The organism is Leifsonia shinshuensis (genome assembly GCF_013410375.1).
GTDB classification, from domain to species: domain Bacteria; phylum Actinomycetota; class Actinomycetes; order Actinomycetales; family Microbacteriaceae; genus Leifsonia; species Leifsonia shinshuensis.
Window position 1 is genome coordinate 1733856 of sequence record NZ_JACCFL010000001.1, and the last position, 24287, is coordinate 1758142.

18 protein-coding genes and 1 tRNA gene are annotated in these 24287 nt (G+C 72.7%); 10 read left to right on the forward strand and 9 right to left on the reverse strand.

Translation table 11 applies throughout. From position 1 onward, the window contains the following. Positions 1-18: 18 nt before the first annotated feature. The 5 genes from rsmI to HNR13_RS08510 all read left to right on the forward strand — a co-directional run bounded on the left by rsmI (position 19) and on the right by HNR13_RS08510 (position 5249). Complete coding sequence (gene rsmI, locus HNR13_RS08490) at positions 19-840, forward strand: 16S rRNA (cytidine(1402)-2'-O)-methyltransferase (protein WP_179605346.1); 822 nt, start codon at positions 19-21, stop codon at positions 838-840. Between the two features lie 61 nt (positions 841-901). Next, a complete protein-coding gene (gene metG, locus HNR13_RS08495; RefSeq protein WP_179605347.1) occupies positions 902-2491 on the forward strand; it encodes a methionine--tRNA ligase in 1590 nt (529 codons plus the stop codon). Then, positions 2488-3417 (forward strand): TatD family hydrolase, encoded by a 930-nt coding sequence (locus tag HNR13_RS08500; protein WP_179605348.1) that lies wholly within the window; start codon positions 2488-2490, stop codon positions 3415-3417. Before metG ends, HNR13_RS08500 begins: the two co-directional genes overlap by 4 nt. Next, positions 3414-4259 (forward strand): 16S rRNA (adenine(1518)-N(6)/adenine(1519)-N(6))-dimethyltransferase RsmA, encoded by an 846-nt coding sequence (gene rsmA, locus HNR13_RS08505; RefSeq protein WP_179605349.1) that lies wholly within the window; start codon positions 3414-3416, stop codon positions 4257-4259. The genes HNR13_RS08500 and rsmA overlap by 4 nt, the downstream gene beginning before the upstream one ends. Positions 4260-4304: 45 nt before the next feature. Next, positions 4305-5249, forward strand: coding sequence for a 4-(cytidine 5'-diphospho)-2-C-methyl-D-erythritol kinase (locus tag HNR13_RS08510; RefSeq protein WP_179605350.1), 945 nt, complete (start codon positions 4305-4307; stop codon positions 5247-5249). 314 nt (positions 5250-5563) lie between these two features. Here the strand turns inward: HNR13_RS08510 and HNR13_RS08515 are convergent, their stop codons facing one another. Next, complete coding sequence (locus tag HNR13_RS08515; RefSeq protein WP_179605351.1) at positions 5564-8425, reverse strand: helix-turn-helix transcriptional regulator; 2862 nt, start codon at positions 8423-8425, stop codon at positions 5564-5566. 152 nt (positions 8426-8577) lie between these two features. Here HNR13_RS08515 and HNR13_RS08520 point away from each other — a divergent pair, with 152 nt between their 5' ends. After that, a complete protein-coding gene (locus HNR13_RS08520) occupies positions 8578-10380 on the forward strand; it encodes an ABC-F family ATP-binding cassette domain-containing protein (protein WP_179605352.1) in 1803 nt (600 codons plus the stop codon). A gap of 92 nt (positions 10381-10472) precedes the next feature. Here the strand turns inward: HNR13_RS08520 and HNR13_RS08525 are convergent, their stop codons facing one another. Next, positions 10473-11042, reverse strand: a complete 570-nt coding sequence (locus HNR13_RS08525; protein ID WP_343063506.1) for a GNAT family N-acetyltransferase — start codon at positions 11040-11042, stop codon at positions 10473-10475. Between the two features lie 56 nt (positions 11043-11098). Here HNR13_RS08525 and HNR13_RS08530 point away from each other — a divergent pair, with 56 nt between their 5' ends. Beyond that, positions 11099-12724, forward strand: coding sequence for an acyl-CoA dehydrogenase family protein (locus tag HNR13_RS08530; protein ID WP_179605353.1), 1626 nt, complete (start codon positions 11099-11101; stop codon positions 12722-12724). A gap of 18 nt (positions 12725-12742) precedes the next feature. Here the strand turns inward: HNR13_RS08530 and HNR13_RS08535 are convergent, their stop codons facing one another. The 3 genes from HNR13_RS08535 to HNR13_RS08545 all read right to left on the reverse strand — a co-directional run bounded on the left by HNR13_RS08535 (position 12743) and on the right by HNR13_RS08545 (position 17076). Continuing rightward, positions 12743-13783: a DUF2207 family protein gene (locus HNR13_RS08535; protein ID WP_179605354.1), complete on the reverse strand. Its 1041-nt coding sequence runs from the start codon at positions 13781-13783 to the stop codon at positions 12743-12745. 73 nt (positions 13784-13856) lie between these two features. Further along, positions 13857-16472: a glycosyltransferase gene (locus HNR13_RS08540; RefSeq protein WP_179605355.1), complete on the reverse strand. Its 2616-nt coding sequence runs from the start codon at positions 16470-16472 to the stop codon at positions 13857-13859. A 73-nt stretch (positions 16473-16545) separates the two neighbouring features. Further along, positions 16546-17076 carry a MarR family winged helix-turn-helix transcriptional regulator gene (locus HNR13_RS08545; protein WP_179605356.1) on the reverse strand — a complete coding sequence of 177 codons (531 nt, stop codon included), beginning with the start codon at positions 17074-17076 and terminating at the stop codon, positions 16546-16548. Between the two features lie 81 nt (positions 17077-17157). On the opposite strand from HNR13_RS08545, the gene HNR13_RS08550 reads away from it, so the two are divergent. The 3 genes from HNR13_RS08550 to HNR13_RS08560 all read left to right on the forward strand — a co-directional run bounded on the left by HNR13_RS08550 (position 17158) and on the right by HNR13_RS08560 (position 19701). Then, positions 17158-17229 (forward strand) — tRNA-Gln (locus HNR13_RS08550). 51 nt (positions 17230-17280) lie between these two features. Continuing rightward, complete coding sequence (gene glmU, locus HNR13_RS08555; RefSeq protein WP_179605357.1) at positions 17281-18723, forward strand: bifunctional UDP-N-acetylglucosamine diphosphorylase/glucosamine-1-phosphate N-acetyltransferase GlmU; 1443 nt, start codon at positions 17281-17283, stop codon at positions 18721-18723. Then, positions 18724-19701, forward strand: a complete 978-nt coding sequence (locus HNR13_RS08560) for a ribose-phosphate diphosphokinase (RefSeq protein WP_179605358.1) — start codon at positions 18724-18726, stop codon at positions 19699-19701. A 27-nt stretch (positions 19702-19728) separates the two neighbouring features. On the opposite strand, the gene HNR13_RS08565 is transcribed toward HNR13_RS08560, so the two are convergent. From HNR13_RS08565 to HNR13_RS08580, 4 genes are all read right to left on the reverse strand, one after another. Further along, entirely contained in the window at positions 19729-20076 is a 348-nt protein-coding gene (locus HNR13_RS08565) for a hypothetical protein (protein ID WP_179605359.1), read from the reverse strand. A 95-nt stretch (positions 20077-20171) separates the two neighbouring features. Further along, the gene (gene gndA, locus HNR13_RS08570) at positions 20172-21632 is read right to left on the reverse strand and encodes an NADP-dependent phosphogluconate dehydrogenase (protein ID WP_179605360.1); all 1461 of its coding nucleotides are present in this window, start codon (positions 21630-21632) and stop codon (positions 20172-20174) included. A gap of 78 nt (positions 21633-21710) precedes the next feature. Then, a complete protein-coding gene (uxaC, locus tag HNR13_RS08575; protein WP_179605361.1) occupies positions 21711-23126 on the reverse strand; it encodes a glucuronate isomerase in 1416 nt (471 codons plus the stop codon). Next, complete coding sequence (locus HNR13_RS08580; RefSeq protein WP_179605362.1) at positions 23123-24181, reverse strand: LacI family DNA-binding transcriptional regulator; 1059 nt, start codon at positions 24179-24181, stop codon at positions 23123-23125. The genes uxaC and HNR13_RS08580 overlap by 4 nt, the downstream gene beginning before the upstream one ends. Between the last annotated feature and the right edge of the window lie 106 nt (positions 24182-24287).

The window sequence follows — 24287 nt, forward strand, 5'->3', positions numbered from 1 at the left end:
TCCTGACAGACTGGACCCATGATCATCCTCGCCGCGACGCCGATCGGCAATCTGGGCGACGCGTCCGCCCGTCTGGTCGAGCTCCTGGGCTCGGCGACCGTGGTCGCCGCCGAGGACACCCGCGTCACGCAGCGGCTCCTCGCGGGCCTCGGTGTCGAGAACCGGCCCCGGCTGATCGCCCTGCACGAGCACAACGAGCGCGACCGCGCGAGCGAGCTGGTCGAGCTCGCCCGCGACCAGGACGTCGTGGTGCTGTCCGACGCGGGGATGCCGACGGTCTCCGACCCGGGCTTCCCGCTGGTGGAGGCCGCCGCGGCCGCGGGTGTCGGAGTCACGGTGGTGCCCGGCCCGAGCGCTGTGCTGTCGGCGCTCGCCGTGTCGGGCCTGCCGACCGACCGGTTCACGTTCGAGGGCTTCCTGCCGCGCAAGCACGGCGAGCGCACCTCGGCACTGCGCGCGCTCGCGGCCGAGCAGCGCACGATGGTGTTCTTCGAGTCGCCCAACCGCCTCGCCGCCTCGCTCGCCGACCTGGCGTCGGTGTTCGGCGCCGACCGCCGCGCGGTGGTCTGCCGCGAGCTCACGAAGCTGCACGAGGAGACCCGCCGCGGAACGCTGCGGGAGCTGGCCGAGTGGGCGGCGGACGGCGTGCGCGGCGAGATCGTGGTGGTGGTCGCCGGGGCGCCGGCGCGGGAGGCCGACCCGGCCACGGCGCTCGAGCAGGTCCTCGCGCTCGTCGCCGACGGGACCCGGCTGAAGGACGCCGCAGCCGAGGTCGCGGAGGCGACCGGGCTGTCGCGGCGGGAGCTGTACCAGGCGGCGCTGGACGCGCGGCGGGGTTAGCTCCCGTCGCACCCCGGTAACATCGCCGTCCACCCCCTCCCGCGCCCGTAGGATAGTCACCATGTCCGACGGCTCCGCGTTCTACATCACCACGCCGATCTTCTACGTCAACGACGTCCCGCACATCGGGCACGCCTACACGGAGGTCGCCGCGGACGTGCTCGCGCGCTGGCACCGTCAGGCCGGGGACGACACCTGGCTGCTCACCGGCACCGACGAGCACGGCCAGAAGATCCTGCGCACCGCGACCGCCAACGGCACCACCCCGAAGGAGTGGGCCGACCGGCTGGTGACGAACGAGTGGCTGCCGCTGCTGAAGACCATCGACATCGCCAACGACGACTTCATCCGCACCACCGACGAGCGGCACGAGACGAACGTCCAGAAGTTCCTGCAGAAGCTCTACGACGACGGCTTCATCTACGCAGGCGAGTACGAGGCGCTGTACTGCGTCGGCTGCGAGGAGTTCAAGCCGCAGAGCGAGATCGTCGACGGCACGGGGGAGTACGAGGGGCAGAAGGTCTGCGCCATCCACTCCAAGCCGCTGGAGCTGCTGCAGGAGAAGAACTACTTCTTCCGGATGAGCGACTTCGCCGACCGGCTGCTCGCGCTCTACGAGGAGCGGCCGGAGTTCGTGCAGCCGGAGTCGGCCCGCAACGAGGTCGTCTCCTTCGTGCGGCAGGGGCTCAGCGACCTGTCCATCTCCCGGTCCAGCTTCGACTGGGGCATCAAGGTGCCGTGGGACGAGTCGCACGTCGTCTACGTGTGGTTCGACGCGCTGCTCAACTACGTGACCGCGGTCGGCTACGGCCAGGACGAGGAGACCTTCGAGCGGCGCTGGCCGGCGACGCACCTGGTCGGCAAGGACATCCTGCGCTTCCACGCCGTCATCTGGCCCGCCATGCTGATGGCCGCCGGCCTCGAGGTGCCGCACCGCGTGTTCGGCCACGGCTGGCTGCTGGTCGGCGGTGAGAAGATGTCCAAGTCCAAGCTGACCGGCATCGCGCCGACGCAGATCACCGACACCTTCGGCTCCGACGCGTTCCGCTACTACTTCCTGCGCGCGATCAACTTCGGCCAGGACGGCTCGTTCAGCTGGGAGGACCTGGCCGCCCGCTACCAGGCGGAGCTGGCGAACGGCTTCGGCAACCTGGCGTCGCGCGTGATCGCGATGGTCACCCGCTACTTCCAGGGCGTCGTGCCGCCGGCCGCCGCGTACGAGGAGGCCGACCTCCATGTCCAGCAGGTCGTCGCGAAGGCCGCAGCGGACGCGGACGCCGCGATGAGCACGCTCGCCATCCACGACGCGCTCGCCGCGGTGTGGACGATCGTGGACGAGCTCAACGGCTACATCACGATCCAGGAGCCGTGGACGCTCGCGAAGGACGACGCCAAGCGCGAGCGCCTGCAGACCGTGCTCTACACGGCGGCGGACGGCCTGCGCGCCCTCGCGGTGCTGCTCTCGCCGGTCATCCCGAAGGCGACGGCGAAGCTGTGGACGGCCCTCGGCGCGACCGCAGAGCTCGGGCCGCTCGACGCGCAGCCGCTGCGGCAGGCCGGCGACTGGGGGCGGCTGCCCGCCGGCACCGAGGTGAACGGGCTCGAGGCGCTCTTCCCGCGCATCGAGGCGGACGTGGTGCAGGGGGCATGACCGACCCGGCGTTCATCCGGCAGCGGCACGTCACCGACGGTCGCGACCTCGCGTACCCGCCGCTGCCGGAGGCGCTCGTCGTCCCGGTCTACGACAACCACACGCACCTGGAGATCGCCGACGGCCACGAGCCGCTGGACTACCGCGAGCAGCTCGACCGCGCCTCCAGCGTGGGCGTGCGCGGGGTCGTCCAGGTCGGCAACGACGTGGAGACCTCCCGCTGGTCGGCGGAGACGGCCGCGATCGAGCCGCGCATGCTGGCCGCCGTCGCCCTCCACCCCAACGACGCGCCGGACTACGCCGAGCGCGGCGAGCTCGACGACGCCCTCGCGGTCATCGCCGAGCTGGCCGGGCGCCCGCGGGTGCGGGCCGTGGGGGAGACCGGGCTGGACTTCTTCCGCACCGAGGCCGGCCCGCGCCGCGACGCGCAGTTCGCCTCGTTCGAGGCGCATATCGAGATCGCCAAGCAGAACGGCATCGCGCTGCAGATCCACGACCGGGACGCGCACGCCGCGGTCGTGTCGACCCTGAAGCGCGTCGGCGCCCCGGAGCGGACGGTGTTCCACTGCTTCTCCGGCGACGTCGAGCTGGCGGAGATCTGCGCGGACAACGGCTGGTACATGTCGTTCGCCGGCAACGTCACCTTCAAGAACGCGCCGAACCTGCGGGCCGCGCTCCAGGCCGCGCCGCGCCACCTGATCATGGTCGAGACGGACGCGCCGTTCCTCACGCCCGCGCCGTTCCGGGGCCGGCCGAACGCGCCGTACCTCATCCCGCACACGCTGCGGGCGATGGCCGAGTACCTGGAGACCGACGCCTCCACGCTCGCCGCACAGATCAACTCCAACACCGAGCTCGTCTACGGCCGCTGGGACAGCGAGCCCGTCGGGCCGCCGCCGTCCGGACCGATCGGGACGATCGCGTGAGCGAGCTCCGGCTGCTCGGGCCCGCCGAGATCCGCGACCTGGCAGAGCTGCTCGACGTCACCCCGACCAAGAAGCTCGGCCAGAACTTCGTGATCGACGCGAACACCGTGCGCCGCATCGTCCGGGTCGCCGAGGTCGAGCCGGGTGACATCGTGGTGGAAGTGGGGCCGGGCCTCGGCTCGCTCACCCTCGGTCTGCTGGAGGCGGACGCCCGCGTGGTCGCGGTCGAGATCGACCGACGGCTCGCCGCGCAGCTGCCCATCACGGTCGAGCAGCTCGCCCCCTCCGCCGCCGGACGGCTGACGGTCGTCCACCAGGACGCCCTCGCCGTGACCGAGCTGCCGGAGCAGCCGGTGCGGCTGGTCGCCAACCTCCCGTACAACGTCTCGGTGCCGGTGCTGCTGCACTTCCTGGAGACCTTCCCCACGCTCCGCTCCGGTGTCGTGATGGTGCAGGCGGAGGTCGGCCACCGCATCGCCGCCGGGCCCGGCTCCAAGGTGTACGGCGCGCCGAGCGTGAAGGCCGCCTGGTACGGCGACTGGCGCACGGCCGGCAACGTCAGCAGGCAGATCTTCTGGCCGGTGCCCAACGTGGACTCGGTGCTGGTCGCCTTCGACCGTCGCGCGGAGCCGCGCGGCGACGAGGCCCTCCGCCGGCGCACGTTCACGCTGGTCGACGCCGCGTTCCAGCAGCGCAGGAAGACCCTCCGCCAGGCGCTCTCGGTCGTCTTCGGCGACCCCTCGTCGGCCGCCACGGCGCTGGAGGCCGCCGGGATCAGCCCGTCGCTCCGGGGCGAGCAGCTGCAGCTCGACGACTTCGTGAGACTCGCCGCCGTCGCCTGATCGCCGGTGGTCCTCCGCCGGTCCCGCGGTGTGTAGGTTTGAGGCATGGTCGAGGCTGGTACGGGGTGGGACGCGGATGCGGTGCATGTGCGCGCACCGGGCAAGATCAACGTGTTCATGCGTGTGGGCGCCGTCCGCGACGACGGCTACCACGACGTCGCGACCGCGTATCAGGCCGTGTCCCTGTACGAGGACGTCCGCGCCTCTCGGGCCGACGACTTCACGGTCAGCTTCTCGGGCAGCGTCGACACCAGCGGCCTCCCGACCGACGGCACCAACCTGGCGATCAAGGCCGCCAGGCTGCTGGCCAAGAAGACCGGGTACACCGGCGGCGTCCGGCTGGAGATCGACAAGCACGTCCCGATCGCGGGCGGCATGGGCGGCGGCTCGGCCGACGCGGCCGCCACGCTGGTCGCCTGCGACGCCCTGTGGGGCACCGAACTCGGCCGCGAGGAGCTGCTGGCCCTGGCCGCGCGGCTGGGCGCCGACGTCCCGTTCGCGCTGATCGGCGGCACCGCGATCGGCACCGGCCGCGGCGACCGGCTCAGCCCGGCCCTGGCCACCGGTCAGTTCCAGTGGGTGCTCGCCCTCCCTGAGGGGGAGCTCAGCACCCCGGCCGTCTACAGCGAGCTGGACAGGCACCGGCAGCGCCACATCGGCGAGATCGCGCCCGCCGAGCGCAGCCCGAGCGTCGACGCGGCGATCCTGCAGGCGCTGCGCGCGGGCGACCCGGCGATGCTGGCGGAGGCGCTCACCAACGACCTCCAGGCGCCGGCGATCCACCTCGCCCCGAGCATCGCGGAGGTGCTGGAGCTCGGTGAGCTGAACGGCGCCCTCGCGGGGATCGTGTCGGGCTCCGGGCCGACCGTGGCGTTCCTGACCGCGGACCTCGACAACGCGCTCGACCTGCAGATCGCGCTGAGCGCGTCCCGGATCCGCGCTGTGCGGGCCACGGGCCCCGTGCACGGCGCGCGCGTCATCGGCGACTGAGCCGGCCGGCAGCCACTCCGCGCGGCGCGAGCCGCCGGCCCGGCGCTGGACCGCCACCTGCCGAGTACCCCGGGTGCCGGGCCGTGTCGGGCCACATCCCGGCGGTGCGGGCGCACTCGGCAGCTGGTGAGGCGGTCGGGCGCGCGCGGGAACGCGGGCGTCCGAGCCCGAGGATGCCCGATCCGCATCGCACGTCGGGTTGAGACGATTCGTCGGTTCTGAGTCGTTTCCGTGCGGGTGCGGGTCGGGCATCCCGGGTGATCTCAACGTTAGCGACGGTGCAGGGTGTCCTCAAAGTGGGGGACGCAAAACCGTCAACTCTTGACGGGTCGGTCGCCTCTGGCGGGCCGGCGGCGGGGGATCGCGAGGGTGCGCAGCTCGCGCCGGGAGCGCATCCCGAGCTTGGCGAGGATGTTGCGGACGTGGAAGTTGACGGTCGTCACCGACACGTACAGCCGTTCGGCGATCTCCTTGTTGGTCATCCCGGCGGCGAGCGCGTGGGCCACCTGACGCTCGCGCGTCGTGAGGGAGGCCAGCGGGTCCTCCACCCGCTCGCCGTCCGCCGCGCCGGCCTCGCTGGAGCGGATCGCGTCGAGGAGCTGCGCTGCGCGGGCCAGGTAGGTGCTGGCGCCGAGCCGGCGGAACGTCGCCGCGGCGCCCTCGAGGAGCGCCTCGGCCTCCTCGGCGCCGCCTGCCGCCGTCGGGCCGCTCGTGAGGAGGCGGCCCGCGTCGAGCGCGGCGACGGCCTCGGGGAACGGGAACCGGGACTCCTGCGCGGCCGACCGGTACGCGTCGACGGCGGCGGCGTGCTCGCCCTCGGCCTCCAGCACCCTGCCCTCGAGCCAGCGCAGCGAGCCGTAGTACGGGCGCCAGAGCCCTGGCGCCGCGCAGCGCTCGTACGCCGCGCGGGCGTCGGCCGCGCGGCCGAGCGCCGCGAGCGCGTCGACGCGGTAGGTCAGCCAGCCGAGCGTGGAGGCCCGGGTGGCGGCGGCCTCGGCGTCGGCGGCGGCCTGCAACTGCTCCTCCGGCCGGCCGAGGGCGCGCGCGAGCTCGGCGCGGGCGAGGAACGGCAGGTCGCCGTCGTAGGAGCCGGTGATCCGCGGGTCGGCCTTCGCCGCGGAGCGCAGCCGCTCCGCCACCGACTCGGCCCCGCCGCGCCCGGCGCGGACCAGCGACGACGTCCACAGCGCGATCGGCCAGCAGGACAGGTCGGTCTCGTCGAGCGCCAGCGCCACCGCGGTGTCGGCGAGGGTGACCGACTCGTCCCACTCGCCGACAAGGAACAGGATGTGCGCGTAGATCGTGCGGGCGAACCCGGCCGTCCAGCTCGACGGGAAGACGCGCACGAGCTCGTTCGCCCTGGCCAGGTCGGCGCGGGCGCGCTCGACGTCGCCGCCGAGGATGAACACCCGCGAGCGGGCGACCAGCGCGTCCACGGCGGCCGGCGACTCGTGGTGGGCGAGCAGCTCGTCCAGCTCGGCCGTCAGCGGAGCGAACAGATCGGGTCGCCGGGCGTGCGCCGCGGAGTTGAGGGCCCAGCCGAGCAGGCGGACCAGGTGCTCGTCCGGCTCGGCGAGCCAGCGCAGCGCGGGGTCGGCGACCTCCTCGGGCAGCGGGCACTCCGCGATGTGGACGCGCCCGGTCTCCAGGTGGTCGAGGACGCCGCCGAAGTCGCCCATCGCCATCAGCACCTTCGGCAGGGCCTCCGCGACGTGGGTGCGGATGGCGCGCTCATCCGGGGTGACCGCCGGGGTGGCCTCCAGCCGGAGGGCGAGCTCCAGGGCGCCGGGGACGTCGCGCGACAGGGTGCGCAGCTCCAGCAGGACCGCGTCGCGGGTCGGCGACGCCGGCAGGGCCTCGATCGCCGGCCGCAGGTCGAGGATCTGCTCGTGCAGCCGGAAGCGCATGGCGAGGAGGCCGAGCTCGATCAGCGCGCGCTCCAGCTCGCCGTCCGTGGCGAGGTGCATGGCGGAGCGGGCGTAGCTCATCGCCTGCTCGGCGTGGCCCTGGTCCGCGGCGGCGAGGGCGGCGCCGAGCAGCTCGTCCACCAGCCGCGGGTCGGCGGTGTCGGCGGCCTCCACCCGGTGGCGGAGGGCGCGGTGCCCGTCCAGGACCTCCGCGGCGACCCGGTGGATGGCGACCCGGCGCTCGACCGTGAGCTCGGCGGAGAGGGCGTCGGCCAGCAGCGCGTGCGCCGGCTCCACCCACAGCACGCCGTCGCGCGGCCGGCCGAGGACCAGGCCGCGGGTGACCGCGCCGGGGAGGTCGACCTTCGCGCCGAGCCGCGCGGCGATCGTGCCGACGACCGGGGCCGGCAGCGGGTCGCGCAGCACGGCGACGAACTCGGCGGCGGTGCGCACCGACGGGTCGGCGCCCTCCAGCGCGGCGGAGATCGCGGACGCGAGGGGCATGATCGCGGTGTCCGGCAGGTCCCAGCCGGCGGGATGCAGGGCCTGCTCGAACGTGTCGCGCAGCCGGCCGAGCAGGACGCTCAGCAGCAGCGGGGAGCCCTGGGTGGCCTCGGTGAGCCGGCTGGCGGTGCGCCGGGAGATCGCGTGGCCGAGGAGGTGCTCCGCGAGCTCCTGGGTGTCGGAGACCGTGAGCGGGGACAGGTCGATGCGCGCGTGGTTCACGGAGGTGGCGGCGAGGTCGTCGAAGAGGGCGCTGACGCTGTTCGGCTGCGGGCGGGACGCGGCGGTGAACAGGAAGCCCCGGTCGGACAGCCTCCGCACGACGAACCGCAAGGCCCGCGCGGACGGCTCGTCGACCCACTGCGCGTCGTCGACGATCAGGCAGACCGGGCCGGTCAGCCCGTCGATCGCGTCGAGCAGCAGCCGCCCCACGGTGAGGGCGTCGTCCTCCGGCGCGGGAGGGCGGATCGCGCCGACCGCGGACCCGTCGGCGGCCCGCAGGGCGGCCAGCCCGCGCACCAGCGTCTCGACGGTGGCGTAGGCCAGGTCGGACTCGAAGGAGTCGGCGCTCACCCGGAGGACGGTCCAGCCCTCCAGCCGCTGTGCGATGTCGGCCAGCAGCGAGGTCTTGCCGAGCCCGGCCTCGCCGGTGACGAGCACGGCGCCGCCCCGGTCGATCGCCCGGTGCGCGACGAGCAGGATGGTCTCGCGAGCCCGGTCGCGTCCGAAGAGGGGGCGCAGCATCGCCAGCTCGTCGGTCACCATCCGCCCCCATCGACCGCGCGGGTCGGGAACGCGCGGTCCGGTCCGACGATCATCCCACATCGGGCCCTCCGGCCGGTTTCCCCCAAGGAGGGGGAGCGGGGCGGCAGAGCGGGCGGCCGCCTCTCGCCCGCGACGGTAGGCTGGAACACCGTATGGCTCATCTCCTCGGCGCCGAGTCGCTGCACCTCGAACACCCGACGCGGGTCGTCTTCGACTCGGTGACGCTAGGCGTCTCCGAGGGCGACCGCATCGGCGTGGTCGGCCGCAACGGCGACGGCAAGTCCACCCTCCTCTCCTTGCTCGCCGGACGTCTCGAACCGGACTCGGGCCGGGTCACCCGCCGCCGTGACGTGACGGTCGGGATGCTCGACCAGCGCGACGAGCTGCCGGACGCGCTCACGGTCGGCCGCGCCATCGTCGGCGACCGCGACGAGCACACCTGGGCGGGCGACCCGAAGGTGCGGGACGTGCTGGCCGGGCTCGTCTCCGACGTGCCGTGGGACGCGACGATCGGCGAGCTCTCGGGAGGCCAGCGCCGCCGGGTCGCGCTCGCCGCCCTGCTGGTGCACGACCACGACATCCTGTTCCTGGACGAGCCGACCAACCACCTCGACATCGAGGGCGTCGCCTGGCTCGCCGCCCACCTGAAACGGCGCTGGCCGTCCGGCTCCGGCGCGCTGGTGGTCGTGACGCACGACCGCTGGTTCCTGGACGAGGTGTCGACCGCGACCTGGGAGGTCCACGACGGCATCGTGGAGCCGTTCGAGGGCGGCTACGCGGCGTACATCCTGCAGCGCGTCGAGCGCGACCGGATGGCGGCGGTCGCCGAGACCAAGCGGCAGAACCTGATGCGCAAGGAGCTCGCCTGGCTGCGCCGCGGGGCGCCCGCGCGCACCTCCAAGCCGAAGTTCCGGATGGACGCGGCCGCGACGCTGATCGCCGACGAGCCGGCGCCGCGCGACACCGTCGAGCTCACGAAGCTCGCCACCGCCCGCCTCGGCAAGGATGTAGTCGACCTCATCGACGTCACGGTCGAGTTCCCGCCCAAGACCGTCCTGCGCGACGTGGAGTGGCGGATCGCGCCGGGCGAGCGCACCGGCATCCTCGGCGTCAACGGCGCGGGCAAGTCCACGCTGCTCGGCCTCGTCGCGGGGACCGTCGAGCCCTCCGCCGGGCGCGTGAAGCGCGGCAAGACCGTGAAGATCGCCACGCTCACCCAGCAGCTGGACGAGCTGGACGCCGTCCGCGACCAGCGGGTCAGCGCGGTCGTCGCCGACAAGCGCACGACCTATCTGGCGGGCGGCAAGGAGGTCTCGCCCGGCCAGATGCTGGAACGGCTCGGCTTCACGAACGCGCAGCTGTCCACGCCGGTGAAGGACCTCTCCGGCGGCCAGAAGCGCCGCCTCCAGCTGCTGCTGATCCTGCTGGACGAGCCGAACGTGCTCATCCTCGACGAGCCGACCAACGACCTGGACACCGACATGCTCGCCGCGATGGAGGACCTCCTCGACGGCTGGCCCGGCACCCTGCTCGTGGTCTCGCACGACCGGTACCTGGTGGAGCGGGTGACGGATCAGCAGTACGCGGTGCTGGACGGCGCGTTCCGGCACCTGCCGGGCGGGGTGGACGAGTACCTGCGGCTGCGGCGGGAGCGGAGTGCGGCGCCGACCGCGCCGGCCGCCCCGACCGCGTCCGCGGCTGCCCCCGCTGTGTTCGCTGCCCCCGCGCTCTCCGGCGCCGCCCTCCGCGCGGCCGAGAAGGAGCTCTCCGCGATCGACCGCCGCCTGGCGAAGCTGACCGGCCAGGTCGCCGCCCAGCACGAGGCGATCGCCCGCCACGACCAGAACGACTACGTCGGCATCGGCCGCCTCACCGAGGAGCTGCGCACCCTGGAGGGCGAGATCGCCGACCAGGAGACCCGCTGGCTGGAGCTCAGCGAGCAACTGGAGGGCTGACGGCGTCGGCATCGGAGGACATCCACCCCCACACGCCGCACCACCGCGGCCAACGGAGGAGATCCGGGGCAGGAGCGGGCGAAAGTCCTCCGCTAGCTGCCTTCCGGCGGCGTGTCGGGGCGGATCTCCTCCGCTGCCAGCGCCTCGAACAGCTCCATCCGCACGTTGTAGTACGCGTCGGAGGGCCCGAGCCGGCGCATCCCGATCCGCTCGCAGACGCGCTGCGATGCCGCGTTCTCCGGGTAGGTGACCGCGACCACCCGCGGCAGGTCGGCGAGCGCCGCCGTCAGGAGGGCGCGCGCCGCCTCCGCCGCGTAGACGTGGCCCCAGTGGTCCGGGTGGAAGTGCCAGCCGATCTCGGTGTCGCCGGACGGGCGCAGCGGCTCGGGCCCAGAAGCCGGGATCGGCTGCAGCATCACCGTGCCGACCGGCGTCCCGTCGGCGAGCTCGACCACGCGGAAGACCCGCAGGTCGTCCTCCAACGCCCGCAGCCGCGCGATCCGCCGCTCGGCCTCCGCCGGCTCCGTCATCACGGCCGGAGTGCGGCCGAGGTACCGTGCGACCTCCCACCGCGAGTAGAGGTCGAATGCGAAGTCCGCGTCGTCGTCGTGCCAGGGCCGCAGGACGAGGCGGTCGGTGGTGAGGGTGGTCGGGATGCGCACCGATTCAGCGTAATCGGGAGCGGCCCGCCGCACCGCGCCCGGATTAGACTCGCCGCATGCCGACGCACACCGTTGTGACTCAGGCCGCCGCTCCCGTGCTGAACCAGGCGCCGCCGCGCGTCGGGCTGGACGAGTTCGCCGCGAACCTCCCGCTGCGGGAGGCCGTGCAGCGTTACGACGGCGAGTGGGCGGTCTCCGACCTCGCGGCGGTCGGCCGGCTGGTCGGGTCGGCGGACTTCCAGGCCGACGCCGAGCGGGCGAACGTGCGGGAGCCGCAGCTGCGGACCTTCGACCGCTGGGGCGCCCGCGTCGACGAGGTCGACTACGACGAGAGCTACCACCGGATCATCCGCGAGGCCGTCGCCGCGGGCGCGCACACCGCGGCCTGGGCCGAGCCGCGGCCGGGCGCGAACGTCGCGCGCGCCGCGACCTTCATGCTGTTCGCGCAGGTGGAGCCCGGCCACGCCTGCCCCGTGTCGATGTCGCACGCGGCCGTCCCCGCGCTCGCCGCCTCCCCGGAGCTCGCCGCCGAGTGGGTGCCGCGGCTGCTGTCGCGGGAGTACGACGGCCGGCTGACCGCGGGCAAGCCGTCGGCGCTGTTCGGGATGGCGATGACCGAGAAGCAGGGCGGCTCGGATGTGCGCGCCAACACGACCAGGGCGCTCGCCGACGGCGACGGCGGCTGGCTGCTGACCGGCCACAAGTGGTTCTGCTCCGCGCCGATGTCCGACGCGTTCCTGGTGCTCGCGCAGACCGCGGGCGGCCTGAGCTGCTTCGTCGTGCCGCGGGTGCTGGAGGACGGCACGCGCAATGTCTTCCTCATCCAGCGGCTGAAGGACAAGCTCGGCAACCGCTCCAACGCCTCCAGCGAGATCGAGCTGGCCGACACCGTCGGCTACCTCCTGGGCGAGGAGGGTCGCGGCGTGCGCACCATCCTGGAGATGGTGAACCGCACCCGGCTGGACTGCGTGCTCGGCAGCGCGGCCGGGATGCGGCAGGCCGTCGCGGAGGCGGCCTGGCACGTCCGGCACCGCGCCGCGTTCGGCCGCAGGCTGGTCGAGCAGCCCGCGATGACCGCGGTGGTCGCCGATCTGGCGCTGGAGTCGGAGGCCGCCACCGCGGTCGCGCTCCGGCTGGCGCGCGCGCACGACGACGACGCCACGGACGCCGAGGTCGCGTTCCGGCGGCTGGCTACCGCGGTGAGCAAGTACTGGGTCTGCAAGCGCGGCCCGGGCCACGCGTACGAGGCGATGGAGTGCCTGGGCGGCAACGGCTACACCGAGGCCTTCCCGCTGGCCCGGCGCTACCGGGAGCAGCCGGTGATGGCGATCTGGGAGGGCTCGGGCAACGTCATCGCGCTCGACGTGCTGCGTGCCCTCGGCCGGGAGCCCGCGAGCGTGGAGGCGTTCGACGCGGAGCTCGCGGCTGCCCGGGGGACCCACGCGGCGTTCGACACGCACCACGACCGGCTGCGCCGCGCGATCGCCTCGGCCGACGAGTCGACGGCGCGCGGCCTGGTCGCGGGGCTCGCGCTGGCGCTGCAGGCGTCGCTGCTGATCCGGCACGCCCCGGCCGCCGTCGCGGACGCGTTCGTCGCAGGCCGCCTGGGACCGGACCGCGGCTCGCTCCACGGGGAGCTGCCGGCGGGGGTGGACGCGACCGCGATCGTGGCGCGCGCCTGAGCGGTCGGCGCCGCGGCCTCACGGCGACCAGTTGAACAGGTCCAGTGCTCCGAGGAGGTCGAAGGCCGATCCGGCGGAATCGACGACGCTGCCGATGGCGTCGACGACGCCCAGGATGTCACCGAAGGCACCGGCCGCATGGAGAATGTCGGCGGCGGACTGCGCGACGCCCCCCAGCCCGGTGAGGGTGTCCGCGTCCAGCGCGCCGTAGTCGACGGCGATCACCTTCGTCCACTCCCGTTCCATGCCGAAGATCACGGCGTACGGGAGCAGCCGCTCGTGCAGCTTCAAGCGCACCGCGTCGCCGTCCGGACCGGCGGGCAGTCCTTCGGCGCCGCGCGGCGACTGGAGCGTGCGGAGCCTGTCGGCCTCCGCCAGCCTCATGTACTGGCGGAGGCCGTCCAGGTGCATCCGCTGTGCCGTTGCCGCCGGGGTGAACCGCCGCGGGGTGATCCGCGCGGCCACGGCGATCTCGGCGACCAGGACCGCGACCGCGGCGGTCGCCAGGACGCCGAGGAGGAGACCGCCCGCGAGGTATGCGATAAGGGCGACGGCCACCGCGATCAGGAGGACGACCATCCCGGCCCGCAGCAGCAGCGGACCGGCGATACCGTCCGAGGCCAGCAGCCCGGCGCGGTGCAGGCGGGACACGCTCACCCGGACGAGGTCGCGCACCCGGAACGCGGTCTGATCCCTGTCCTTCGAGAGCCGGCGCCGCTTTCCACGGCTGGAGGCGAACAGCGCGTCGAGCAGCGCGAGGTCCTCGCGGCCGAGCGCCTCCGGCTGCGGGATTTCGATCGCGATCGTGGGTCGAGTCCGCTTGGGCGCCGGCTCGGTGATCAGCCTGACGCGCCCGCGGACGGTCAGGTCGAGGAGCGCGGCCGCAGCCGCCCGCTTCTCCCGCACGGCGAGCACCGCGTCGTCGACCACCCGGGCGCCCCGGAGCGGCAGGTACTCGACGACGAGCGAGCCCGGCAACCGTGAGGTGCGCCGTGCGATCAGGGTCGCGGTGAACAGCAGCGTCGCCGCCGCGACGAGCAGCAGTGCGCCGAGGACCATCCCGTCAGCATAGGAGCAGGAGGGCAGTGTGCACCCGCCCCGGTTCTGGGGTGAGGTCGGGAGTGAGCCGGGGCTATTCCGCAGCTGCGCTCTCGGTCGCCGCCTCCCCGGGGGATGCGACGGGCACCGGCGCCGGCGCGTCCAGCGGCACCGCGGACGGCGCGACCGCTCGCACCTCCGGAGCGGCCGGCACGACGGGCTCCGCCCCGATCGCACGGTAGAACTCGCCGACCGCCTTGCGGTTGTAGGCCGCCCAGTCGAACACGCTGTCGGGGACGTCGCCGCGCAGGTAGGCGCGCATCCCGTCGGCGACCCCGTCGACCGACTGCGGGACGACCAGGCCGCTTCCGGCCGGCAGCGCGTTCTTCGCCGACGCGAACTCCACGGTCACGATCGGGAGCCCCAGCACGAGGGCCTCGAGGATGACCATCGGCTGGCCCTCGTAGTCGCTCGACAGCACGAAGCAGTCGGCCTTCGCCATGATCGCGTGCGGGTTGCGCTGCATCCCGGTGAGGTACACCGAGCCCTGCAGGCCCAGCTCCGTCACCACGGCCGCCAGGTGATCCTCGAGCGGCCCGGAGCCGACCAGGACCAGGCGGGTCTTCGGGTTCTCCGCGTGCACCTGCGCGAACGCGCGGATCAGCCGCTCCTGGTTCTTCTCCGGCGACAGCCGGCCCACGTTGACGAACGTCGTGACGTCCCCGGCGGGGGCGAGGAGCGCCTCGGCCCAGTCCGGGACGCTGCCGGTCTCCTCGTCGAACGTCAGCTCGCGGAGGTCGCCCTGCGCGTTCTCGAGGATGTGCTCGGCGTCGACGGTGTTGAGCGCGGAGAGGAACTTCTGCGGCGGGGCGAACTCCGCCAGCGACGCGCGGTTCACGTCGGAGAGTGTGGGGGAGACGGACACCAGGTGGTCGTACTGCGCGTACAGGGTGAAGAGCTGCGTGAGCGAGTGCAGCATCTTCTTCTCGCCGTTGACCTCGCGGTGGGCGTCCGAGGCGAGGTCGTTGTGCAGCCAGATCGCGCGCTGGGCGTCGGGCGAGTGCAGCAGCAGGATCGCCCAGAACGGCCCGTAGCCGGAGAAGTCGACCACGTAGTCGAAGCGGCTGTCGCCGAAGCAGCGGTACCACTCGTCGTCCCAGAGCCGGTTCTGCGCCTCGGTCTCGGCGTGCTGAGCGGTGCGGCCGCGGCGGAAGTCGAGGTGGCGGGCGAGATGCCGGAGCTTGGCGCCGTTCATGCCCCCGACCCGCGGGAACTGGCGGACCGCGGGGTGGATCTGCTGCTGCTTGCCGATGATCGCGGGCACGGTGGACTGCGCGAAGAACGCCGAGACGTCGAAGCGCTCGTGGTCGAGGTTGTTGAGCAGGTTGAGCGCGGACGTCGTGATGCCGTTCGGGCGCATGCCGCCGACGTACAGCAGGATCTTCTCGCGGCCGTCGTCGTCCAGCCCGGTGCGCAGCCGGTAGCCGTCCCTGGCCCCGCGGAACACGATGTCGACGATGCGCGAGGCGGCCGAGCCGTCCTCGTACGCGGTGAACCGGCGCTGCAGGGCGAGGTAGCGCTCGCGCGCCTCGGCGGGGACGCGGTCGCCGTCCGCAGCGACAGCGGCCAGGGCGTCGCCCAGCTCGCGGGCGGACATCAGCACGGGACCCGGCCACTCGGTCGGCTCGAAGTAGAGCCCGCGGGTGCCGGCGTAGTCGGCGAGGTCGGGCGTGAAGAACAGGATGGGCCGGCCGGTGCGGAGGAAGTCGAAGAAGATGCTCGAGTAGTCGGTCACCAGGATGTCGGTCGCCCCGAGCACGAGGTTGGTCGGGATCTCGTTGGGCACGAGCATCCTGGCCAGCTCCGGCCGGCCGGCGGCGAGCGCGTGGACGCTCTGGTGGGTCTTGACGAGCACGGCGTACCTGCTCGTGTCGATGCGCTCCTCCACCTGGGCGATGTGGGCGAGGAGGGCGTCGAGGTCGTCCTCCGGACGTCCGAAGACCTGTCCCTTCCAGGTCGGCGCGTAGAGCACGATCTTGCGGTCGCCGAGCGGGATCCCGGACGCGGCCAGGCGCCTGCGCACCTCGTCGCGCCCGGCGTCGTCGAGGAACTGGCGGTCGAGCCGTGGGTAGCCCTCCTCGACGATGGTGCCGCGGTACAGCCCGTCGAGCTTGTACGCGGTGCGGTACATCTGGTCGGTCATGAACTCGTTCGCCGACAGCAGGTAGTCGGCCTGGACGAAGTTGCGCACGATGTTCGCGGTCGCGAGCGCGCCGCCGTCGATGTCGTAGCCCATCCGCTTCAGCGGGGTGCCGTGCCAGGTGTTGAGGTAGACCTGGCCCTGCCGCTTGGAGAAGTCGTACGGGAAGGTGGCGTTGTTGACCAGGTACTGGCTGGTCGCCAGGGCCCGGTAGTAGGCCGCGGACCCGTAGCGGACGAAGCTGACGCGAGGGTCGTCGGCGAACTCCTCGACCGCCGCGCGGTACGTGTGCAGGTCGGACAGCGCCCAGATGTGGGTGAGATGCCTGAGGTCGGGCGCGGCGAGCAGCTCCCGGAACACGGCCTCCGGGTTGTCGAGCATGCCGTTGCCGGAGAACGACTCGTACAGCACGGAGCCGAGGACGATGGGCTGCCGGCGCCAGTGCGCGTGGATCTCGAAGCGGGCTGCGCGCTTCACTCGCGAGGGGAGGCGCTTCAGGGAAAGTCTCATCGGCGTCGAGTTTATGAGAGCGGGATAACAGTCACCTGAGAGGACGCGAAGCCTCCGCGGGGAGCGAGGCGGGTCACGCCCCGGCGTCGAAGCCGAGGCTGAGCTTGCGCAGCAGCCCGGCCAGGCGCTCCTGCTCGACCGGCGACAGCGCTTCCAGGAGGTCGGCCTCCGCGTCCACCAGGCGCGTGATCGCCGCGTCGACGCGGGCGAGGCCCTGGGCCGTCATCTGCACGAGGATGCCGCGGCCGTCGTTCGGGTCGGTCCGGCGTTCCACCAGGCCGCGCGCGACGAGGCGGTCGATCCGGTTGGTCATCGTGCCGGACGACACCAGCGTCTGCTGCAGCAGCGACTTGGGGCTCAGCTGGAACGGCGAGCCGGCCCGGCGCAGGGCGGAGAGGACGTCGAACTCCCACGAGTCGAGGTCCGAGCGGTCGAACGCGCCGCGGCGGGCGCGGTCGAGGTGGCGGGACAGCCGGTCGACCCGGGAGAGCACCTGCAGCGGCGAGAAGTCGAGGTCGGGACGCTCGCGGAGCCAGGCGCCGACGATGCGGTCGACCTCGTCGCGCGCGCCCGCCCGCGCGCCAGGGTCCTGTGCCTCCGCCATCCCTCCATGCTATTCGGCCACGCCGCCGGCTCGGCGGCAGCACGGGCCGGGTCTGGCAGACTGTGTGTGCGCGTTGCGCGGTCCGCCTTGGTGTAATGGCAGCACGACAGCCTTTGGAGCTGTGAGGTCTAGGTTCGAGTCCTGGAGGCGGAGCGGCCTCTGCACCTCGTCACCTCGCCCGACCTTCTCGCATCCGGGAGCATCATGACCGATCAGAATCTCGCCATCGTCGTTCTCGCCGCAGGGCAGGGCACGCGGATGAAGTCCGCGACGCCCAAGCTGCTGCACCCGCTGGGCGGCATCCCGATCGTCGGCCACGTGCTGGCGACCGCGCGCGAGCTGGACGCCGCCCGCGTCGTCGCGGTCGTGCGGCACGAGCGCGACCGGCTGGCCGCGGTGATCTCCGAGGACCTCCCCGAGGCGGTCATCGTCGACCAGGACGAGGTCCCCGGCACCGGCCGCGCCGTCGAGCAGGCCGTCGCGGCGCTCCCCGAGGGCTTCGCGGGCGACGTGCTCGTGGTCAACGGCGACGTGCCGCTGCTGGACGCCGCGACGCTGCGCGAGCTCGTCGCCGCGCACCGCGCGGGCGGGGCCGCCGCCACCATCCTGTCGTCGTTCCCGGCCGACGCCACCGGCTACGGGCGGATCGTCCGGACCCCGGAGGGCCACCTCGACCGCATCGTGGAGCACAAGGACGCCACGGAGGACGAGCGCGCCATCGGCGAGATCAACGCGGGCATCTACGCGTTCGGCGCCGCGGCGCTGCGCGACATGCTCGCCAACGTCACCACCGACAACGCGCAGGGCGAGAAGTACATCACCGATGTCATCGGCCTGCTGCGGGAGGCCGGCTTCGACGTCGACGCCCTCCCGGTCTCGGAGTCCTGGCTGGTCGAGGGCATCAACGACCGCGCCCAGCTCAGCGAGGCCGCCGCCCGGCTCAACGCGCTCGTCGTGCGCACCTGGCAGCTCGCCGGCGTCACCGTGCAGGACCCGGCGACCACCTGGATCGACGTGAAGGTGACGCTCGAGCCCGACGTGACGATCCTCCCCGGCACCCAGCTGCGCGGGGCGACCGCGGTCCGCACCGGCGCGACGATCGGCCCGGACACCACGCTGCTGGACACCGAGGTCGGCGCCGGCGCGACGGTCACGCGCACCGACGCCACCCTCGCCGTCATCGGCGACGGCGCGACGGTCGGCCCCTTCGCCTACCTGCGCCCGGGGACCGTCCTCGGCGAGAACGGCAAGATCGGCACTTTCACCGAGACCAAGAACGCGGTCATCGGCGCCGGCACCAAGCTCGCCCACTTCAACTACGTCGGCGACGCCGAGGTGGGCGAGAAGGGCAACCTCGGGGCGGGGGTCATCACCGCGAACTACGACGGCGTGAACAAGCACCGCACGATCATCGGCTCGCACGTGCGGATCAGCACGAACACGGTGCTCGTCGCGCCCGTTAGGATGGGTGACGGAGCGTACACCGGAGCGGGAACGGTCGTCCGGAAGGACGTTCCAGCTGGGGCGCTCGCCATCACCGTCGCGCCGCAGCGGAACATCGAAGGCTGGGTCGCCGAGAAGCGGCCGGGCACCGAAGCCGCGCGCGCCGCTGAACAGAGCGGGGCGGCGCAAGAGAGCGGAGAGTAAGTGTCAGGGATCACTGCCACCGGCCAGAAACGACTCGTTCTGATCTCGGGGCGTGCGCATCCCGAGCTCGCCGAGCAGATCGCCGAGCACCTCGGCAGTGAGCTGGTGCCCACCGACGCCCGCACCTTCGCGAACGGCGAGATCTACGCCCGGTTCGACGAGAGCGTGCGCGGGTCGGACGCGTTCGTGATCCAGTCGCACACCTCTCCCATCAACGAATGGCTCATGGAGCAGCTCATCATGGTGGACGCACTCAAGCGCGCCTCTGCCAAGCGCATCACGGTTGTGGCCCCGTTCTACCCGTACGCCCGCCAGGACAAGAAGGGCCGCGGCCGCGAGCCGATCTCGGCCCGCCTGATCGCCGACCTGTTCAAGGCCGCCGGCGCCGACCGGATCATGTCGGTCGACCTCCACGCCGCCCAGATCCAGGGCTTCTTCGACGGCCCGGTCGACCACCTCTTCGCCATGCCGGTGCTGCTGGAGCACATGCAGCGCGAGCTCGACCCGTCGACCCTGACCGTCGTCTCGCCCGACATGGGCCGCGTGCGCGTCGCCGACATCTGGAGCGACAAGCTCGGCGTGCCGCTGGCGATCATCCACAAGCGCCGCGACCCGCTGGTGCCCAACCAGGTCTCGGTGCACGAGATCGTCGGCGATGTGAAGGGCCGCGTCTGCCTCCTGGTCGACGACCTCATCGACACCGGCCGCACCATCGTGAAGGCGGCGGAGGCGCTCAAGGCGAACGGCGCGATCGGCGTCGTGGTGGCCGCGACGCACGCCGTGTTCAGCGACCCGGCGGTCGAGCTGCTGCAGTCGGAGGCGATCGACTCGGTCGTCGTCACAGACACGCTGCCGCTGCCGATGCACAAGCGCTGGGAGGGCCTCACCGTCCTGCCGATCGCGCCGCTGCTGGCGAACGCGATCCGCGAGGTCTTCACCGACGGCTCGGTGACCTCGATGTTCGACGGCGCCGCCTGAGCCTGCGCCCGACCGTTCCGCCCTCCGCTACGGGAGGGCGTGCGGCGCCGACGGGATGAGCCCCAGCGGCGCCACGAAGGTCGTGTCGCCCTCGGTGTTGAGCGCGTAGCACTGCCAGCCCGGGCCGGCGGGCGCGAACAGCTCGAAGCGCGCCGACGAGCCCACCGAGTCCGGCTGGTAGTGCCGGGCGTACACCGAGCACGTGTACGACGCGGTGTCGGTCTGGATGCTGATCGTCAGCATGATCCCGGGCAGCAGCAGCGCCGTGAGCGCGACGACGACGAAGACGCGGGTCGCGATGGTGCGCTTCCGGCCGCGCAGCGGACGGTCCGACGGGTCGTACTCCGTCAGCTCCGGGTGGTCCTCGAACGTCACGCCTACGAGTCTGCCTCGCGCGCAGCCCCGGAGTACAGAAAAGTGCTCCGAATCGTGATGATTCGGAGCACTTCCTGAGCGGGGGCCGGAGCCGGCTAGTGCGACGAGCCCTCGGTCTCGATCTCGGTGCGATCGCCCGACCACAGCGTGTGGAAGGTGCCTTCCTTGTCGACGCGCTTGTAGGTGTGCGCGCCGAAGAAGTCGCGCTGGCCCTGCACGAGCGCGGCGGGGAGGCGCTTCGAGGCGAGCGAGTCGTAGTACGACAGCGCCGAGCCGAAGCCGGGAACCGGGACGCCGGAGAGCGCAGCGGTGGCGACGATGCGGCGCCAGGCGGCCTCGCCCTCGCGCACGGCGTCGGCGAAGTACGGCGCCTCCAGCAGGGTGGTGATGTCCGGGTTCTCGTCGTAGGCGTCGGCGATGCGGTTGAGGAACTGGGCGCGGATGATGCAGCCGCCGCGCCAGATCTTGGCGATCTTGTCCTTGTGGATGTCCCAGCCGTACTTCTCGGCGCCCGCGACGATCGCGTCGAAGCCCTGCGCGTAGGCGACGACCTTGGAGGCGTAGAGCGCCTTGGACACGTCGTCGGCGAACGCCTTCACGTCCTCGGCCTTCTGCACCTCCGGACGGGACTGGATCGTCGCCTGCACGGCCGCGCGCTGCGCCGGCTTGGACGACACGGCGCGGGCGAAGACGGCTTCCGCGATGCCGCCGACCGGGATGCCCAGGTCGAGCGCGTTCTGCACGGTCCAGACGCCGGTGCCCTTCGAGCCGGCCTGGTCGAGGACGATGTCCACGAACGGCTTGCCGGTCTCCGCGTCCACCTGGCGCAGAACCTCCGCGGTGATCTCGATCAGGTACGACTCCAGGTAGCCGTTGTTCCACTCGGCGAACACGTCCGCGATCTCCGCGGGCTCCAGGCCGCCGACCGTGCGGAGCAGGTCGTAGGCCTCGGCGATGAGCTGCATGTCGGCGTACTCGATGCCGTTGTGGATCATCTTCACGAAGTGGCCGGCGCCGTCGGTGCCGACGTGGGTCACGCAGGGCTCGCCCTCGGCGACCGCGGCGATGGAGGCCAGGATCGGGCCCAGGGTCTTGTACGACTCCTCCGAGCCGCCCGGCATGATCGAGGGGCCGTGCAGGGCGCCCTCCTCGCCGCCGGAGATGCCGGCGCCGACGAAGTGGATTCCGGTCGGCGCGATGCGCTTCTCGCGCTCGATGGTGTCGTGGAAGTTCGCGTTGCCGCCGTCGACGATGATGTCGCCCGGCTCGAACCGCTCCACCAGCTGGTCGATCACGGCGTCCGTGCCGCGGCCGGCCTGCACCATGATGATCGCGGTGCGCGGCTTGGAGAGCGAGGCGACGAAGTCGTCGATCTGCTCGGAGGAGACGAACCCGGCCTCCGGGTGCGCGTTCACCAGCTCCTCGGTGCGTGCGTAGGTCCGGTTGAAGACGGCGACGGTGTTGCCCTCGCGCGACGCGAGGTTGCGGGCCAGGTTCGACCCCATCACAGCCAGACCGACGACTCCGATGTTGGCCGTTGCGTGGTTCTCGGGCACGGAGGACTCCTTCGTTGAGACGGTTTGCGTCCAGCGTAGCCGTCCGGCCGCGCTGTGGATCGTTGTGTGACGTCCTGCTCAGCCCAGCCGGAACGTCGCCCGCGGGATCTCGTCCACCAGCCGGCGCGCGATGGTGAACGCGTCCTCCTCGGCGAGCTGGTGCGTGACGACGAGGGAGGCCAGGAACGAGGCGTCCACCCGGCGCGACATGTCGTGCCGGGCCGGGATCGAGCAGAACGCCCGGGTGTCGTCGATGAAGCCGCTGGTCTTGGTGAAGCCCGCGCTGTCGGTGATCGCGCGCCGGTAGCGGAGGATCGCCGCCGGGGTGTCGAGGAACCACCAGGGCGCGCCGGCGTACACCGACGGGTAGAACCCGGCCAGTGGCGCGATCTCCCGCGAGAACGTGGTCTCGTCCACCGTGAACAGCACGAGCCGGAAGGTCGGGTTCGTGCCGAAGTCGCGCAGGATCGGCGTGAGCGGCACGGTGAACGAGCCGACCGCCGGCAGGTCGTGCCCGGTGTCGGGGCCGTAGGCGTCGAAGGTCGGCCGGTGGTGGTTGCGGTGCACCCCGGGGTGCAGCTGCATGACGAGGCCGTCCTCGGCGGACATCTCGGCCAGTCGGTAGAGCAGATTGCGGCGGTAGGCGACGGCCTCCGCCGCGGTGACCGAGCCGTCGAGCGCCGCGCGGTGGATGCGGGAGGCCTCCGCCGCCTCCAGCGGCTCACTGCCCGCGTCGATCACGCCCGTGTCGGTCGCCGTCCCGCCCGCGGCGGCGAACGCGGCGCGGCGCGCGCGCAGGGCCGCCAGGAGGCCCGCGTAGCTCGCGGTGTCGATGTCGGCGCGGGCGGCGAGCCGGTCCAGCCGGGCCGCCCAGCCCGCCTCGTCGGGGTGCATGTAGCGGTCGGCGCGGAAGGTCGGCACGACCCGGCCGGTGAAGGAGGGGTCGGCGGCGAGCCTGGCGTGCGCCTCCAGGTCGTCGGCGGGGTCGTCGGTGGTCGCGAGGACCGCGATGCGGAACCGGTCGAACAGCGCGCGGGGCCGGAACTCCGGCGACGCGAGGGTGGCGGTGAGCTGGTCGTAGAGCGCGTCGGCGTTCTGCGCGGAGGGCTGCTCGGTCAGCCCGAACACCTCGCTGAACTCGGACTCGAACCAGAACCGCACCGGGGTGCCGAGGAAGGCGTCCCAGTTCTCGCAGAGCCGGCGCCAGATCGAGCGGCCGGTGGCGGGGGAGGGCACGCCGTCGCGTGCGAGGCCGAGGTCGCCGAGCGGCACGCCCACCGCGTGCAGCATCCGCGTCACGTAGTGGTCCGGCGTGATCAGGAGCGCCGCCGGGTCGGGGAACGGCTCGTCGTCGGCGAGCATCGACGCCGGGACGTGGCCGTGCGGCGAATAGATGGGCGCGTCGGCCACAGCCGCGTGCAGCCGTCTGGCCAGGTCGCGCTCGGCGGGGTCGGCGGGGAACAGGCGGTCCGGGTGCGGGGCGAGCGCGGTCATCCGCGTCCTTTCGTCGAGGTGGTCTGCGAGGCGGGCGCGGGCCCCGTGGAGGCCCGGACCGTCAGGTGGGTGGGGAGCGTCGCCGCCTGCCTGCCGACCGGCGTCGCGTTCTCGTCGAGGCGCGCGAGCAGCATCGACACCGCCGTGCGGCCGGCCTGCTCGATCGGCGCGGTGAGCGTGGTGAGCGGCGGGTTGCAGAAGTCGGCGCCGAAGATGTCGTCGCAGCCGACGAGGGAGACGTCGCCGGGGACGTCGACGCCGCGCTCGCGGAAGCGGGCCAGCATCCCGATCGCCAGGAGGTCGTTGAAGGCGATGCAGGCGGTGGCCCCCGCGTGGAGCACCGCGTCCGCGGCGGCCGCTCCGGCGTACTGCCGCGGCGCGAACGGGCCGACCCGCTGCGCCTCCACCTGGTAGTGCTCCGCGGAGCGGACCAGGGCGCGCCAGCGCCGCTCGTTCGACCAGGAGGTCTCCGGCCCCGACGCGTAGACGATGGTGCGGTGGCCGAGTGAGGCCAGGTGGCCGACCGCCTGCTCGACACCGGTGGGGGTGTCGATGAAGACGTTGGCGACCCCGCGCGTCTGCCGGTTGATCGCCACCAGCGGCACCTCCTCCGCGAGCGCGGTCAGGTGCCGGTCGGTGAGGCGGGAGGCCGCGAGGATCGCCCCGTCGAAGGATGGCCGCAGCTTGTGCAGCATGCCGTCCTCCAGTTCGTCCGACTCCTCGGTGTCGACCAGGAGCTGCGTGTAGCCCGCCGCCTTCAGCTGCAGCTGGGTGCCGCGGATGATGCCGAAGTAGAACGGGTTCGTGATGTCGGAGACCAGCACGGCGATGCACCGGGTCCGGCCGCTGGTGAGCGCCCTGGCCTGGGAGTTGGGGATGTAGTTGAGCTCGCGCGCCGCACGCTCGATGCGCTCGCGGGTGATCGCGTTGACCCGGCCCGGATTGGCGAGGGCGCGGGAGGCGGTCGAGGTGGCGACGCCGCTGGCGGCGGCCACGTCGGCGAGGGTGGCCGGGCGGTCCACACCGTCGGGATACCCGCGAAGCTGAGGGCTCATGCGCCCATCACAGCACACGATGGCAATTTTTGGCAATCGGTTGCAGTCCTGTTGCCGTTCTGCCTAGGCTCGGCGGCAGTCCCTCGGTGCGCACCTCGTCCGGGGG